Raw genomic sequence first — 14,221 nt, 5'->3', positions numbered from 1 at the left:
AACCTCGCGAGATAGCGTGTCATGACAGTCGGCATTCATTTACGCATGTCACGGTATGCGCTGGATACGGATCGACCGCACTTCGACATACGGAGAGGTTGGACGATGAGCGTGGACAATGAGGTCGATCGCGGTACCGAGAAGAAGTATGAACGGCTCAGCCCGTTCGAACTGAAAGACGAACTCATCGATCTGGCCGATGAGAATATGCACAAGACCGCGCACGCGATGATCAACGCGGGCCGCGGCAATCCGAATTGGACCTCCGTCGTACCGCGCTCGGCGTTCTATCTGCTCGGGCGATTCGCGGTCACCGAGGCTGTCCGGGACTGGGATGAGTTTCCGGGGCTGGGCGGCATGCCGCAATCCGCTGGAATCGCAGCGCGATTCGAGCAATTCCTCGCCGCCGAACCCGCGAGCGATGAGGTGGAACTGCTGCGCGGTGCGGTCGAATACGGTGTCGGCACACTGAAATTCGACGCCGACGCCTGGGTGGGGGAACTGGCCGACGCTATCCACGGCGACCACTATCCGGTCCCGGATCGCATGCTCACGCATATCGAACAGGTGGTGCACGCGTACCTCGACCAGGCGATGGGCGGTGCGCCCGCGGGCGGCTGGGATCTGTTCGCCACCGAGGGCGGCACCGCCGCCATGTGCTATCTGTTCGACAGTTGCGTGGTCAATGGCATTCTCGCGCCCGGTGATCGGATCGCGATCATGACGCCGATCTTCACGCCGTACCTGGAAATTCCGCATCTGGAGCGATATCAGTTCGATGTGGTCGAGGTGCAGGCGTCGAAGAACGCGCCGGATGGAATGCATACCTGGCAGTACCCGGCCTCCGAAATCGAGAAGCTCGCCGATCCCAGCGTCAAGGCGCTGTTTCTGGTGAATCCCTCGAATCCACCGTCTGTGATGCTGGATTCGGCGACGCTGGAACGCATCAAGCAGATCGCGGCGAAGGAGAATCCGAACCTCACCATCATCACCGATGATGTGTACGGGACGTTCGTCGAAGGCTTCCAATCGCTGATGTCGATCGCCGCGGCGAATACCATCGGCGTCTACTCGTTCAGCAAGTATTTCGGCTGCACCGGTTGGCGTTTGGGCGTCATCGCGGTGGCCAAGGACAATATCTTCGACCCGCGCATCGCGAATTTGCCCACCGCACAGCGGGATGCGCTGACCAAACGGTATTCCACCATCGCGCTGCAACCGGAGAAACTGAAATTCATCGACCGCATGGTGGCGGATTCACGGGATGTGGCGCTCAATCACACCGCCGGACTGTCCACACCGCAACAGGTTCAGATGGCACTGTTCTCGCTCGCGGATCTGCTCGATAAGGACGCGCGGCACAAGCAGAACTGCGAGGCGATCATCGCCCGCCGGTTGCAGACGCTCGCCGAGAGTCTCCAGGTGCCGGTGCCGCAGGATCCCAACGCGGCCAACTACTACGTCGAACTCGATCTGATGGTGTGGGTGAAACAGCATTGGAGCGCGGAGTTCGCGCAGTGGCTGCAAACCGAGCACGAACCGGTCGATCCGGTATTCCGGCTGGCCGAACAGGGGTCGATCGTGCTGCTCAACGGCGGCGGGTTCGACGGACCGCAATGGTCGGTGCGCGTCTCGATGGCCAACCTCCGGCAGGACAGCTACGCGCAGATCGGGCAGTGGCTGCGGCAGATCATGGATGAGTACCACTCGGAGTTTCAGAACCGCACCAAGACTCGCTGATCCGGCTCGCTTCGATCGAGGACGGTTTCATGGATGCGATAAAAAGGTTCCTGCAGGAGACCCCCGAGGCCGCGCTATTCCTCTGCCTGGCACTGGGTTACGCGATCGGCAAGATCAGGATCTGGAAACTGTCGCTGGGCGGTGTGGCCGGAACCCTGATCGTGGCGATCTTCGTCGGAATGGCCGGGCACATCACGGTGAACGCGCAGGTGAAGAATATCGCCTTCGCGCTGTTCATCTTCACGCTCGGCTATATCTCCGGGCCGACATTCTTCGGCAGCCTGAACCGAAAGAGCTTGAAGTACGGCACTTTCACGCTGATCGAGGTCGCCAGCGTGCTGTCGATCACCGCGGTCACGACGGTGGTCATGAAGCTCGATCCGGGGACGGCGTCCGGGCTGCTCGCGGGTGGAGCCACCGAATCGGCGGCGGTCGGCACCGCTACCGACGCCATCTCGCGGCTGGATCGGCCCGCCGACGAGATCGCGGCCATGCAGGCGAATGTCGGTACGGCGTACTCGATTTCGTACATCTGCGGGCTCATCGTGGTGGTGTTGCTGACGAGTCAGGTGTTCCCGCTCGTCATGCGCATCAATCTGCGTGATGAGGCGGCGAAGCTGTGGAAGCAGCTCGGTGGCGGTGATGACGACTCCGATGGATCGGAGGTCGCCGCCGCACCCGATCTCATCGGGCGCGCCTTCCAAGTGCGGCGGGTGGCCGGGCAGACCATCGCCACGGTAACCGCGGATCTCGGCGGGCATTTGACCGTGGAGCGAATGTTGCGGGGCGGCAAGGCGATCGCGGTCGCCGACGATGTCGTGCTGCGGGCCGGGGATCAGGTGCTGGTGGTGGGGCCGCGCGCGGATATGGTGCCCGCGGAGGACGCCATCGGGCCGGAGATCGTGCCCAGTTCGGATCTGGAGACCGCGCTGGAGATCGATCAGGTGGTGCTCGATCACCGGCAGACCGCCGCCACCCTCGGCGATATCGACAAACAACTCGGCAACCGGCTGTACGTCACCGGCGTGGTCCGCGAGGACAAGGAGCTGCCGCTGCATACGAGTATGGCGGTGCAGCGCGGAGATACGGTGCGGCTCACCGGTTCCAAGGCAGATCTCGCCAAAGTCGTTCCGTCGCTTGGCTATCGGCTGGACCCGAGTGTCAAGGCCGACATCATCTACATCGCGCTGGGCGTGGCGCTCGGCTTCATGATCGGCAAAATCGTTGTGCAGGTAGGGAGTATCCCGCTGACCCTCGGCACCGGTGGCGGATGCCTGCTCACCGGTCTGCTCTTCGGGTGGTTCCGCTCCAGGAATCCCGAGATCGGCCAATACGCGCCCGCCGCGGCAGATGTCATCAAGACCCTCGGGCTCTCGGTGTTCATCGCCGTGGTCGGCTTGACCTCCGGACCGCAAGCCGTGGACCTGGTGCAGAAGTTCGGCTTCGGGCTTCCGATCGCGGGCATTCTCATGACCGCCATTCCCGCGTGCATCTCGCTCGTGGTGGCCTGGAGGTTCATGAAACTCCCTGCGCCGCTTGCCCTGGGCGCGATCACGGGTCAGCAATGCTCGACGCCCGGCATTACGGCGGTGCAGCAGGTGGCGGGCAATGCGACGCCTTTGATGTCGTACACGATCGTCTACGCGCTCTCGAATGTCGCGCTTCCACTGCTAGGACCCATAGCCGTGGCCATGACCGAAGCCATATCCTGATGCGAAAGACGGGAGGCGGCCATGACATTCACGCCTCCTCCCGCGTCCGCGGCATGGTCGCATTCCGACGCCCGCTCCGGCTTCGAGGTCGCCTACTTCGAACGGCTCGGGAACGGGCTTCGGATCGAAGGCTGTACCACCGCAATCGAACTCGGTGAAACCTGGATCGTCGAGTATCGCATCGCCCTGGCGCCCGACTGGTCCACCCGGGCGGCCCGCATCACCAGCCGGACCCGGTCCGGCCAGCGGTCGATAAAACTCGAAACCGACGGCACCGCGCACTGGCTCGTGAACGGCGCCCCCGCACCGCATCTCGACGGTTGCCTCGACATAGACCTCGAATCCTCCGCCATGACCAACGCTTTCCCCATCCACCGGCTGAACCTGTCCGTCGGCGCGAATTCACCCGCCCCAGCGGCCTATATCCGCGCCACCGACCTCACGGTCGATCGCTTGGAGCAGCACTACCGCCGCATCCCGGATTCCGACGGGCACCACCGCTACGAATACGCCGCCCCCACCTTCGACTTCACCGGCACCCTGATCTACGACGCCTCCGGCCTTGTGCTGAACTACCCCGGAATCGCGACCCGCGCGGGTTGACCTCGAATCACTCCAGAGGTCGGAGAAATCACGTGGACTTAGTATTTGCCCACGGTTGCGAGTTCCCGAAAAGCATTGTGCTCAAAGTGATTTCAATACAGGCTCGCGGGAACAGCCGGTACCGCACGCGGGTTGGCCATGGCATGACCATCGGAATCGCGCTGGCCGCCACGAACGTGGAGAACTACGTCGACGCCATTGTGGCAAAGGCCCGAACAGCCCACGACCTCGGCCTGAAATCCGCCTGGTTCGGCCAACGAATGGACTACGACTCACCGGCCCTGGCCGCGATCGTGGGCCGCGAAGTCCCCGGCCTCCAGGTAGGAACCTCGGCCATTCCCGTCATCGGCCGCCACCCGGTGAACGTGGCCGCACAGGCCCAAACCGCGCAGGCCGCGACACATGGCCGCTACCACCTCGGATTGGCCGTGGGTTCGACCCTCGTCGCCGGCGCGTTCGGAACGCCATTCGACCGTCCCATCGCTCGTCTGCGTGAATTCCTCACCGCGACACTGCAATTACTCGAGACCGGCACGGCCGATTTCCACGGCGAACTGCTGACCGTCACACCGACCCTGCCAACGGCAGTCCCCGGCGCTCAACCCCGGCCCCCCGTGCTGGTGGCCGCAATGGGCCCGCAGGCGCTATCCGTCAGCGGCGAACTCGCCGACGGCATCCTCCCCTACCTGGCCGGTCCGAAAACCCTGACCACCCATATCGTCCCGGCGGTCACCCGCGCATCGGCCACCAAACCCCGCGTGGTCGCCTTCGTCCCAGCCGTGGTCACCGCCGACATCGAGGCGGTCCGCGCCCACGCCCTCGACCAACTGTCCTTCTACGAACAGGTCCCCTCCTACAGCCGAGTAATCAACTTGGAGGGCGCATCCCGCGCCGCAGACCTGGCCCTGATCGGCGACGAGGAAACCGTAGCCGCCGGAATCCACCGCTATTTCGAAGCCGGAGCCACCGAAGTAGTCATCACCAGTACCGATCTGGGCAGCCCCGAAGATGAACGCCGCACCTGGGAACTGGCAGGCCAACTCGCTGCCGACCGGGCCGGCGCATGAGATGCGATCCGAGTGGGGCGGGCGGGGCTCGAACCCGCGACCAATGGATTATGAGTCCACGGCTCTAACCGACTGAGCTACCGCCCCTGACCGCTGCGGGGAGCTGCGGGCCTCGCGATGTTACCCCGACCCGGTGGGGGATGCCTAGTTGGGGGCTACGGTGTCGTAGGTTGATGTGGAAATCCCCCGCCGACGGTGTCGACGGGGGATTCGTTTTCCTGAAAGTGGTACGGGGAGAACGGGTCTGCTACTGGGCGAAGCGGGCGGGGATCTTGTTGAGTTCGAGCTGGTAGTAGAGGATGCCGAGGCCGAAGACGAAGTTCAGGAGGAAGCCGAGGAGGGGGTTGCAGGTGCCCTCGAGGTCTGCGGCCTCTTGGGAAGCTTTGATGCGGTCGCCTGTGCGCCAGAAGCTGATCAGGAAGGCGATGCCGGTCCAGGACAGGAAGATCATGACCAGGAGGGGGCCTGCTACCGGGGCGTCGGGATCGCGGCGGAGTTCGGCCATCTCCTTGTGGATCTTGTAGTACCAGACGAAGAAGTAGATGCCCAGGGTGATCAGGGGCCAGACCAGCCAGACCAGGACGGGGTTGCGTTCTTTGACGGGGGTGGCCAGCTGGGTGGGGTTCATGTGAATCCTGGTGGTGTGTAGGGGAGTTGGGGCTCCCGGTGTTGCGAGCGAGGCAACCGTAGTGGCGGCTTCGTGAGCAGATCGTGAAGCGCATAGGGTGGCGTTACCACTCAGCGGGAGGAAGTCATGGCGAATCTGTTCGTGAATGTGCTACGTGGGCATCAGTGGATCTATGAGAAGAGCGGCGGGCTGGTCGGGCATCGGCTGCTGTTCGGGAATCCGACGCTGTTGTTGCGGACCGTCGGGCGCAAGACGGGGCAGCCGCGGACCTCGGCGCTCACCTACGCCAAGGACGGCAAGGATTACTTGGTGACGGCCTCCAATGGTGGATCGTCGCGGCCGCCGGGCTGGCTGGCCAATGTGAAGGCCAAGCCGGACTGCGAGATCCAGGTGGGGACCACCAAGATTCAGGTGACCGCCACGCCGACCTATCCGGATGACCCGGAGTACGCGCGCCGCTTCGCCCTGGTCGACAAGGTCAATGGCGGGCGATACGCGGAATATCAGAAGAAGACTTCCCGGCAGATCGCCGTCGTGGTGCTCAGCCCCAGGTAGAGGCATAAAAGCCGCGCCGGGGTGAGCGAGACCACGGCGCGGCGTGTTGGACAGGTGAGTTACAGATCCGCTATCCTCTGCGGACGAGGGGAGTACTTCCCAAGAATCATTCCGGTCAGTACGGATCGCGCCATCGTGATCCCCGGGTGGTTGCCCATGGACACGGGTGAAGGAGACCTCAGGCGGTTTTTCCTGCCCGAGGAGGTCCTATGAGTACTGATCTATCATTCCTGGCGAGCCCCGCCGCCATCGAATCCATCGGAACGCCCTGGTTGTGGGCGAGCACCATCGGTGTGGTGCTGGCGCTGCTGGTCCTGGATTTCGCGATAACCCGCCGCCCGCACGAGGTTTCGATGCGCGAGGCGATCGGGTGGACGGTCTTCTACATCGCCCTGCCGGTGGCCTTCGGCATCTTCCTGTGGGTGCGCAACGGCAATGAGACCGGACTGGAGTTCTTCACCGGTTATCTGCTGGAGAAATCGCTCTCGGTCGACAACCTCTTCGTGTTCATGCTGCTGCTGTCCGCCTTCGCGGTTCCGGTGGCGCTGGCACAGCGGGTGTTGCTCTACGGCATCGCCGGCGCGCTGGTCCTGCGCGGCATCTTCATCGCACTCGGCGCGGCCGCCCTGGCCACGCTGGACTGGGCGTTCCTGCTGTTCGGTCTGATTCTGCTGGTCACCGCGGTGAAACTGCTGGCCGACGCGGCGGGCGGGCATGATCAGGAAGTCGATGTCTCGTCCATGAAATCGGTGAAGCTGATGCGCCGGTTCATGCCCGTCACCGATGACTACCGCGGCACCAAGATGACCGTGATCGAGGCCGGACGCCGCGCCCTCACCCCGCTGGCGCTGGTCGTCGCCGCCGTGATCGTCACCGACCTGGTATTCGCCGTCGACTCCGTGCCCGCCGTGTACGGCGTCACCGGTGACCCGTTCCTGGTGTTCGCCACCAACGCCTTCGCGCTACTCGGTTTGCGCGCACTGTATTTCGTGCTGCACGCCGCGCTCTCGCGACTGGTGCACCTGGCCTACGGCCTGGCCGCCATTCTCGCCTTCATCGGCGTGAAGCTGGTGCTGCACTGGGCGCACGGCGTCTGGAGCGGTGTGCCGACCATCCCGACCGCTGCGTCGCTCGTGGTGATCGTGGTGGTGCTGGCGACGGTGACCTTCACCAGCCTGCGCGCCACCCGGGGTCAGAACCGGGACGTCGAAACCGCCAACTGAGCCGATACCGCCGGGCAGCCATGCCCGGCGGTTCGCCGTTCCGGCAGCCCCCAGAATCACCGCCATGTGCGTCCCCGACTTCTCGAAGTACCGTGAATCATGATGCTGCAACGTTTCCGGCCACTCGGGGTCGACCGGATCAATAACGCGGTGCGGGACCTGGTGCTCCCCGAAGCCGTCTACAAGACCTGCCCCTGGCAGCCCCGCGATCTGGTGGAAACCGGTCTGCGGCAATGGCTTCGCTGCTGCGGGGCGGCCATGCGGGACGGACAGGTGATCGGAATGCCGTCGTTCGCGGTCGATGAGGCATGGCACGGACTCATTCTGTGCACCATGCGCTATCAGCGCTTCTGTGACAGCGCGTACGGCCGCTTCCTGCACCACTTCCCGGCCGGTGAGAGCTCGGGCAATCCGGATGATCCGATGTCCGATCAGCTCGGCCGCACCGTGGTCGCCTGGAGCATGGTGGCGCAGCCGGACGAGAAGTGCGTGCTGTGGGACCTGGATACCGTTGTGGGAGTGGATGACCCGTGGGGCGTCCCGGGTGAGCGGGTCGATCTCATCGAAGCGGCGCTGCGGGCCGAAGCCTGAAATCCGCAGCGCCGCAATCGATAGCTCAACTTCCGCCGCCGCCCCCACCGCAGCCGCCCCCACCGCCGCAACCGCCGCCACCGCACCCGCTACCGCCACCGCAGCCGCCATGACCGTGCCCGCCGCCGCAACCGCCGCCGCCGCAGCTTGCCGAACCGCTGCTGCCGCTGCCGCCGTATTTGCTGCCGTAGCGGTAGCTCGAACTCCGATTGCGGCGGCCCCGAGTCTTGATCTCCGCGCGATTGCTCGACCAGATCAACACCGCGACCGGCACCGCCAAAGCCACGAAAATGATGCAGGCAATGATCCCATGCATTGCGATTCCCCTCCCCGGTGTCATTTGTTGTAATTGAAAACTACAGCGCCGCAAGACGGCTCGACAGACCCCGCAATTCGGGGAATGGGAATGGGTGTGAACGCCCGCGCTGCTGGGTACACGCAATTTCGGGACACGAAAAAGCCCCCCGCGGATATCCGCGAGGGGCACATGCTTATTTCGTGTTACGTGAGCTTCACGCGCGCCGCGAAGAACCGCGCCACGGCCGGGGCGAAGCGGTTGAAGCGGTACTGCAACCAGGCTTCCGGGGTCACCGGCACCACGTCGCGGTTCTGCTCCACGGCCTTGAGGATCTGCGCCGCGACCTTCTCCGGACCGTAGCGGCGGGCCGCGTACAGCTTGTCGAAGCGCTCCTGCTTGGCGGCCTCGACCTCGGCCGAGACGCCCGAGAAACGAGTGTTGGCAACGATATTGGTGTGCACGATACCGGGGCAGATGGTATGCACGCCGATACCCTTGCCGGACAATTCCGCACGCAGGCAGTCGGAGAACATGAATACCGCCGACTTACTCGTCGAGTACGCCGAGAAACCGCGCTGCGGCGTATAGGCGGCCATCGACGACAGATTGACGATATGCCCGCCGAGCCCGCGATCGGCCATGGCCTTACCGAAGGTGCGGCAGCCATTGATCACGCCGTAGAGATTGATATTGAGCACGCGATCGAATTCCGTGGCGGGCGTGTCGAAGAAATCGCCTGCCTGCCCGATGCCCGCATTGTTGATCAGGATGTCCGGCACCCCGTGCGCGGCGATCACCGCGGCGGCGTGTTCGGTGACCGCGGCCTCGGAGGATACGTCCAGCTGGTACGCGTGCGCCGTACCGCCTTCGCGCGCAATGAGTTCCACGGTCTCCTTGGCGGAATCGAGGTTGATGTCCGAGAGCACCACCTCCGCACCCTGGCGGGCGAAGGCCAGCGCGGTCTCACGGCCGATACCGCTGCCGCCGCCGGTGATGACCAGCAGCTGATCCTCGAAAGGCCGCTGCTCCCGGCCTACTTCGGCACGGCGCAGCGCCCGCGAGGTCTCCCCGGTGCGCAGCGAATCGATCAATTCGATGGTCGAGGTGGCCAGCAGTTCCGGATGCGAGAACGGCAGCCAGTGCCCGCCGCCGACCTCACGCCGGTACAGGTTGGGCGCCCACTCCTTGGTGTCGGCGTACGGTGCGGCGCGCACCGCCACATCCCGGCGCGCGATGACCAGCTGCACCGGAACCTCGGTGCGGCGCTCGCGCGGACCGGTCACCCGCTGCACGATATTGGCGCGGTAGATGCGCATTCCGTCGAAGAAGTCGCGGCGGAACTCCGGCCCGAACTTGATGTTCTCCGGCGAGGTGTCGTTCATCAGCCCGACGAACCGCGACCACACCTTCTCGGTGCCCAGGGGGCGCAGCAGCACGCGCGGCAGCACCGGGGTCATGAACAGGCCGGTGTAGGTGGAGGACAGCAGCTGGGTGAACGGCCCCCAGAGCTTGCCGCGCGCCACGTTCTTCTGCATCCAGGCGCCCATATGGTCCAGGTTCGGGCCGGATACCGAGGTGAAGGACGAAATGCGTTCGGCCGCTTGCGGTTCGCACACGGCCTCCCACATCTCCACCGAACCCCAGTCGTGTGCGAGCACGTGCACGGGCGCGTCCGGGCTCACCGCGTCGGCGACCGCGAAGAAATCGGCGGCGAAATGCTCGAGCCGGTAATCCTCGGTGCGATCGGTGCGGGTGGACCGGCCGTGCCCGCGGGTGTCGTAGGTGACCACGTGGAAGCGGTCGGCCAGCAGCGGCACCACCCGATCCCACAGGTGATTGTCATCGGGCCAGCCGTGCACCAGCACAATGGTTTCCGCGGACGGCTCACCGTATTCGTAGACGGCGATATCGAATTCGCCGCTGCGCACGATGCGCTCGGAGGCGGGGATGATGGTCTGTTCGGTCACGGTCTTCTCCACGAAGCTCGGAGGAATGGAGCCAGGGCTGAGGTCTAGAGGTCCAGGACCAAACGGTCACCGGTGCAACGCGATACGCAGATGAGCATGTCGCCCGCGGCGCGCTCGGTATCGGTGAGCACGGTGTCGCGATGATCCACCTCGCCGCGCACTGTGCTCACCCGGCAGGTGCGGCAGAAACCCTGACGGCACGAATACGCGCTGTCCGGGCGGACTTTGAGCACTTCTTCGAGCACCGACTTGTCCGCGGGGACGTCGATGACCTCACCGGTGCGGGCCAGCTCCACCTGGAAGGCGGTGCCGTTGACCACCGGCGGCGGTGAGAAACGCTCGGAATACATTTCCACGCCGGGCATATCGCGCACGGCGTCGGCGATGGTCTGGGTCATCATGACCGGACCGCAGCAGTAGACCGAGGTATCGGGGCCGACGCCGGGCAGCAGATCGGCCGCGGTGGGCAGCCCGTGCTCGTCATCGGTGCGTACGCTGACGCGCGATCCGAACGATTCCACCTCGGAGAGAAAGGGAATCGTGTCCCGGCTGCGCCCGACATAGGTCATGGTCCAGTCGACGCCGAGGCGATGCGCCATGCGGATCATCGGCAGAATCGGCGTGATGCCGATCCCGCCCGCCACGAAGTGCACTCGGGCGGCGGAGGATCCATAACCGGGCAGCACGAACGGGAAGGCATTGCGCGGTCCGCGCACGGTGACCGCCGTGCCCACGGTGAGCGCCTCATGCGCCTCGAGTGAGCCGCCGCCACCATTCGGTATGCGGCGCACCGCGATTCGATAGGCGTGCCGGTCGGCGGGATCACCGCACAGCGAGTACTGCCGCACCTTGCCCGAGGGCAGCTCCAGATCCAGATGCGCGCCCGGCCGCCATTCCGGCAGCGCCCGGCCGTCCGGTGCGGTGAACATCAGGCTGATGACATCGGTGTCGTGCGCCTCCACCCGGCGCTCCACCAGCACCAGCGGGATGCGCCGGTCGTCGATGGCCGCGGGCGGCTGCTTCCGATTCACGAAAGTGGTCCAGCGCAGCCGTGATTCGGCGATCAGATCCAGCACGCGGGTGGCGCGGTCGACGCGCGCCCTGCCGTACAGATCCGCCGGCGGCGTGGCGGGAACCGGCCGGATGGTGTTCATGGTGGTCACGAGGCCATGATCCGAGCCGCCGGGGACTGCGCCAGGTACGCCACGGCCTGCGCGGTCGAGCCAACGGGTTCGGGGCTGTAACCGGGCTTGAACGTGGACAGGGCGCTGATCAGCAGCGACGGGATACCGGGCACCGAACCGCGCCACATGCACGCGAATATCCGCAGCACCAGCACCGGATACCGGTGATCGGGCAGCGCCGGATCCTGATGCACCAGGTACTTGGTGCCGCGCAGCAGCAGTGCGATGAAGATCGGGAAGACGAGCAGCATGAGCGCCCCGCGGCGGACATAGCCCACCCCGAAGTACTCGGCGACATCGTGCGCGACCATGCGGTGCTCGACCTCTTCGGCCCCGTGCCAGCGGAACAGGTCCAGCATCTGCGGGTCGGCGTCGAACTTCTCCAGATCGGCGTTGAGGATCCAATCGCCGAGGAAGGCGAAGAAGTGTTCCAGCGCGGCGATCACGCCCAGGCGTTCCACCAGCACCTGCTGCTGGGCCGCGGCGGTGGGCATGTCGCGGTGGCCCAGGGTCTTGCGGAAGAGGAATTCCGCCTGCCGCACATAGGGTTCGACGTCGATGCCGTGCGCGGCCAGCACCTCTTCGAGGGCTCCGTTATGGCTTTCGGCGTGCATGGATTCCTGGCCGATGAAGCCGATCATGGCCTCGCGCAGCTTCTCGTCGCGCACCAGTTCCAGGGCTTCGCCGTAGGTCACCAGGAACATGCGCTCGCCCTCGGGCAGCAGCATGCTCAGCGCATTGAGGACGTGTGAGGCGATGGGTTCGGAGGCCATCCACACCGGTTTGGTGTTCGACCAGTCGAAGCGCACGTTCCGCGCGTGCAGGGCTACCTCGCCGGGTTCGATCACCGTACGGCGGCCCAGTTTCGGAAGTAGCTTCATCGATACTCCTGGTTAGTTCCAATGACACAACTTTGTGGCGTGACGGCCGGGCGCTGGGCCCGGTCATCGTTTGCTTCGTGAGCGTAGCAATATTCTACGCATATATGGAACTGCCAGTAACAGCTAAAACGTCAATGTGCCGTGGCGAGGTGCTCACCGTAGAAGAGCATCAGGCCGACGCCTGCGGAAATGCCCCCGAGCAGCCAGAATCTGATGATCACCGCGGTCTCCGGCCAGGTGCTGAGCTCGAAGTGGTGATGGAACGGGGCCATCTTGAACAGCCGGGTCCGGGTGGTCCGGAAGACCGCGATCTGCAGTAGCACCGACAGAATCTCCGCCACGAACAGCGCGCCGATCACCACCATGAGCAGTTCGGTGCGGGTCGTGATCGAGATGCCGGCGATAAGCCCACCCAGCGCCAGCGAGCCGGTATCGCCCATGAAGATCTTGGCCGGATTGGCATTCCACCATAGGAAGCCGATACAGGCCGCCGCCCCCGAGGCGCAGACCAGGGCCAGATCCAGCGGGTCGCGGACCTGATAGCAGGCCGGGCCGGGCTTGATGGAACACGCGTTGGTGTACTGCCAGAGCGTGACGATCACGTACGCGCCCAGCGCGAGGGCCATGGAACCCGCGGCCAGACCATCCAGGCCGTCGGTGATATTGACGGCGTTCGACCAGGCCACCACCAGGAACACCACAAGCACCAGGAAGACGACCACGCCGAAGGACAGGAAGGTGTAGTCGCGGACATAGGACAGGTGGCGGCTGCCCGGGGTCAGGCCGGAGCTGTTCGGGAAGCGCAACGCCAGCACGCCGAAGACAATGGCGGCGGTGAGCTGGCCCAGGTATTTGCCCTTGGCGGTGAGGCCGAGATTGCGGCGTTTGGTGAGTTTGATGTAGTCGTCCAGGAATCCGACGATGCCCAGCGCGGTCGCCAGGCCCAGCACCAGCAGGCCCGAGACGGTCAAACCCTCTGCGTCATAGCGGATTCCGATCAGATGCGAGCCCAGGTACCCGGCCCACATACCGACCAGGATGGCGATACCGCCCATGGTCGGGGTGCCGCGCTTGGCCTGATGGCTGGCCGGGCCGTCGGACCGGATCTCCTGTCCGACATTCCTTTTCGCGAACAGCTTGATGAGCAGCGGTGTCAGTGTTATCGACACCGCGAGCGCGATCATCACCGCGAAAAGAATCTGCCTCATCTGACCACCTCATGCTGCCGAACGTTCGCCATGACGCTATCGCCAGCCGGTACCACGGTTCACAGGCGGGTTCGGCTCAACGGGCAGTACGGGGGTGGGATGGTTAGAGCACCGCCTGCGTCTGGGTCACCTTGGCGACGAGTTTTCCTGCGTCATCCCGGATTTCGGTCTCCACCACGATGAAACTGCGGCCCGCGTGCAACGGGCGCGCCGTCGCGGTGGCATAGCCCGAACGCACGCCGCGCAGGAAATTCGTCTTCGACTCCACCGTAGTGGTGCCCTGCTTGCCCTCGGGCAGATTCAGGAACGCGCACACCGCACCCGTGGAATCCGCCAGCGCCATCAGCGCGCCACCGTGCACACCGCCACCCAGCGTGCACAGCGATTCATCCCAGGCCAGGCGGCTGCGCACCTGCTCCGGGCCATGCTCGAGCACCTCGATACCGAGCCGGTCCGCGAACGGCATGGTGCTGAAGAGTTTCGCGCCGATCGGATCCAATGGAGATTCAGTCATGAGATCGACTGTGCCTGAAGGGAGTGATCCGCGTCGATTACCTCGCGAGT

Annotated in this window: 14 protein-coding genes and 1 tRNA gene; 7 read left to right on the top strand and 8 right to left on the bottom strand. The window is 64.7% G+C overall.

The genetic code is table 11. The features are described from left to right. Positions 1–105: 105 nt before the first annotated feature. The 4 genes from AB0L82_RS20600 (at position 106) to AB0L82_RS20585 (ending at position 5,122) form a co-directional block, all read left to right on the top strand. Positions 106–1,740, top strand: coding sequence for a bifunctional aspartate transaminase/aspartate 4-decarboxylase (locus AB0L82_RS20600; protein ID WP_364638350.1), 1,635 nt, complete (start codon positions 106–108; stop codon positions 1,738–1,740). A 29-nt stretch (positions 1,741–1,769) separates the two neighbouring features. Beyond that, a complete protein-coding gene (aspT, locus tag AB0L82_RS20595; RefSeq protein WP_364638347.1) occupies positions 1,770–3,452 on the top strand; it encodes an aspartate-alanine antiporter in 1,683 nt (560 codons plus the stop codon). Between the two features lie 21 nt (positions 3,453–3,473). After that, positions 3,474–4,055 (top strand): putative glycolipid-binding domain-containing protein, encoded by a 582-nt coding sequence (locus AB0L82_RS20590; protein ID WP_364638344.1) that lies wholly within the window; start codon positions 3,474–3,476, stop codon positions 4,053–4,055. A gap of 143 nt (positions 4,056–4,198) precedes the next feature. Next, on the top strand, positions 4,199–5,122 hold the full coding sequence (locus AB0L82_RS20585; RefSeq protein ID WP_364638341.1) for a TIGR03564 family F420-dependent LLM class oxidoreductase: 924 nt from the start codon (positions 4,199–4,201) through the stop codon (positions 5,120–5,122). A gap of 13 nt (positions 5,123–5,135) precedes the next feature. On the opposite strand, the gene AB0L82_RS20580 is transcribed toward AB0L82_RS20585, so the two are convergent. Together AB0L82_RS20580 and AB0L82_RS20575 are read right to left on the bottom strand one after the other, a co-directional pair. Beyond that, positions 5,136–5,209, bottom strand: a tRNA-Ile gene (locus tag AB0L82_RS20580). 160 nt (positions 5,210–5,369) lie between these two features. After that, on the bottom strand, positions 5,370–5,750 hold the full coding sequence (locus tag AB0L82_RS20575; protein WP_364638338.1) for a DUF4234 domain-containing protein: 381 nt from the start codon (positions 5,748–5,750) through the stop codon (positions 5,370–5,372). 126 nt (positions 5,751–5,876) lie between these two features. Between AB0L82_RS20575 and AB0L82_RS20570 the strand changes: the two genes are divergently transcribed. The 3 genes from AB0L82_RS20570 to AB0L82_RS20560 all read left to right on the top strand — a co-directional run bounded on the left by AB0L82_RS20570 (position 5,877) and on the right by AB0L82_RS20560 (position 8,119). Beyond that, complete coding sequence (locus tag AB0L82_RS20570; RefSeq protein WP_364638334.1) at positions 5,877–6,305, top strand: nitroreductase family deazaflavin-dependent oxidoreductase; 429 nt, start codon at positions 5,877–5,879, stop codon at positions 6,303–6,305. A gap of 209 nt (positions 6,306–6,514) precedes the next feature. Beyond that, entirely contained in the window at positions 6,515–7,528 is a 1,014-nt protein-coding gene (locus tag AB0L82_RS20565) for a TerC/Alx family metal homeostasis membrane protein (protein WP_364638331.1), read from the top strand. A 102-nt stretch (positions 7,529–7,630) separates the two neighbouring features. After that, the gene (locus AB0L82_RS20560) at positions 7,631–8,119 is read left to right on the top strand and encodes a hypothetical protein (RefSeq protein WP_364638328.1); all 489 of its coding nucleotides are present in this window, start codon (positions 7,631–7,633) and stop codon (positions 8,117–8,119) included. A gap of 25 nt (positions 8,120–8,144) precedes the next feature. Here the strand turns inward: AB0L82_RS20560 and AB0L82_RS20555 are convergent, their stop codons facing one another. From AB0L82_RS20555 to AB0L82_RS20530, 6 genes are all read right to left on the bottom strand, one after another. Further along, a complete protein-coding gene (locus AB0L82_RS20555) occupies positions 8,145–8,435 on the bottom strand; it encodes a hypothetical protein (RefSeq protein ID WP_364638325.1) in 291 nt (96 codons plus the stop codon). A 185-nt stretch (positions 8,436–8,620) separates the two neighbouring features. Further along, positions 8,621–10,384, bottom strand: a complete 1,764-nt coding sequence (locus AB0L82_RS20550; protein WP_364638322.1) for an SDR family oxidoreductase — start codon at positions 10,382–10,384, stop codon at positions 8,621–8,623. 44 nt (positions 10,385–10,428) lie between these two features. Beyond that, entirely contained in the window at positions 10,429–11,538 is a 1,110-nt protein-coding gene (locus AB0L82_RS20545; protein WP_364640361.1) for a PDR/VanB family oxidoreductase, read from the bottom strand. Positions 11,539–11,543: 5 nt separating this feature from the next. Beyond that, the gene (locus tag AB0L82_RS20540) at positions 11,544–12,449 is read right to left on the bottom strand and encodes a metal-dependent hydrolase (protein WP_364638320.1); all 906 of its coding nucleotides are present in this window, start codon (positions 12,447–12,449) and stop codon (positions 11,544–11,546) included. Positions 12,450–12,580: 131 nt separating this feature from the next. Then, a complete protein-coding gene (gene mraY / locus AB0L82_RS20535; protein WP_364638317.1) occupies positions 12,581–13,657 on the bottom strand; it encodes a phospho-N-acetylmuramoyl-pentapeptide-transferase in 1,077 nt (358 codons plus the stop codon). 103 nt (positions 13,658–13,760) lie between these two features. Further along, a complete protein-coding gene (locus AB0L82_RS20530; RefSeq protein WP_364638315.1) occupies positions 13,761–14,171 on the bottom strand; it encodes a PaaI family thioesterase in 411 nt (136 codons plus the stop codon). Positions 14,172–14,221 lie beyond the last annotated feature (50 nt).

Source organism: Nocardia sp. NPDC052001 (assembly GCF_040680615.1).
GTDB lineage: Bacteria > Actinomycetota > Actinomycetes > Mycobacteriales > Mycobacteriaceae > Nocardia.
Note: the sequence above shows the minus strand (reverse complement) of the source record. Positions and strands in the feature narration are given on the sequence as shown.

Excerpts from the sequence above, each read along its gene's own strand:
- AB0L82_RS20600 (WP_364638350.1), top strand. The coding sequence starts at position 106 with ATGAGCGTGGACAATGAGGTCGATCGCGGTACCGAGAAGAAGTATGAA.
- aspT (WP_364638347.1), top strand. The coding sequence starts at position 1,770 with ATGGATGCGATAAAAAGGTTCCTGCAGGAGACCCCCGAGGCCGCGCTA.
- AB0L82_RS20590 (WP_364638344.1), top strand. The coding sequence starts at position 3,474 with ATGACATTCACGCCTCCTCCCGCGTCCGCGGCATGGTCGCATTCCGAC.
- AB0L82_RS20585 (WP_364638341.1), top strand. The coding sequence starts at position 4,199 with ATGACCATCGGAATCGCGCTGGCCGCCACGAACGTGGAGAACTACGTC.
- AB0L82_RS20575 (WP_364638338.1), bottom strand. The coding sequence starts at position 5,750 with ATGAACCCCACCCAGCTGGCCACCCCCGTCAAAGAACGCAACCCCGTC.
- AB0L82_RS20570 (WP_364638334.1), top strand. The coding sequence starts at position 5,877 with ATGGCGAATCTGTTCGTGAATGTGCTACGTGGGCATCAGTGGATCTAT.
- AB0L82_RS20565 (WP_364638331.1), top strand. The coding sequence starts at position 6,515 with ATGAGTACTGATCTATCATTCCTGGCGAGCCCCGCCGCCATCGAATCC.
- AB0L82_RS20560 (WP_364638328.1), top strand. The coding sequence starts at position 7,631 with ATGCTGCAACGTTTCCGGCCACTCGGGGTCGACCGGATCAATAACGCG.
- AB0L82_RS20555 (WP_364638325.1), bottom strand. The coding sequence starts at position 8,435 with ATGCATGGGATCATTGCCTGCATCATTTTCGTGGCTTTGGCGGTGCCG.
- AB0L82_RS20545 (WP_364640361.1), bottom strand. The coding sequence starts at position 11,538 with ATGAACACCATCCGGCCGGTTCCCGCCACGCCGCCGGCGGATCTGTAC.
- AB0L82_RS20540 (WP_364638320.1), bottom strand. The coding sequence starts at position 12,449 with ATGAAGCTACTTCCGAAACTGGGCCGCCGTACGGTGATCGAACCCGGC.
- mraY (WP_364638317.1), bottom strand. The coding sequence starts at position 13,657 with ATGAGGCAGATTCTTTTCGCGGTGATGATCGCGCTCGCGGTGTCGATA.
- AB0L82_RS20530 (WP_364638315.1), bottom strand. The coding sequence starts at position 14,171 with ATGACTGAATCTCCATTGGATCCGATCGGCGCGAAACTCTTCAGCACC.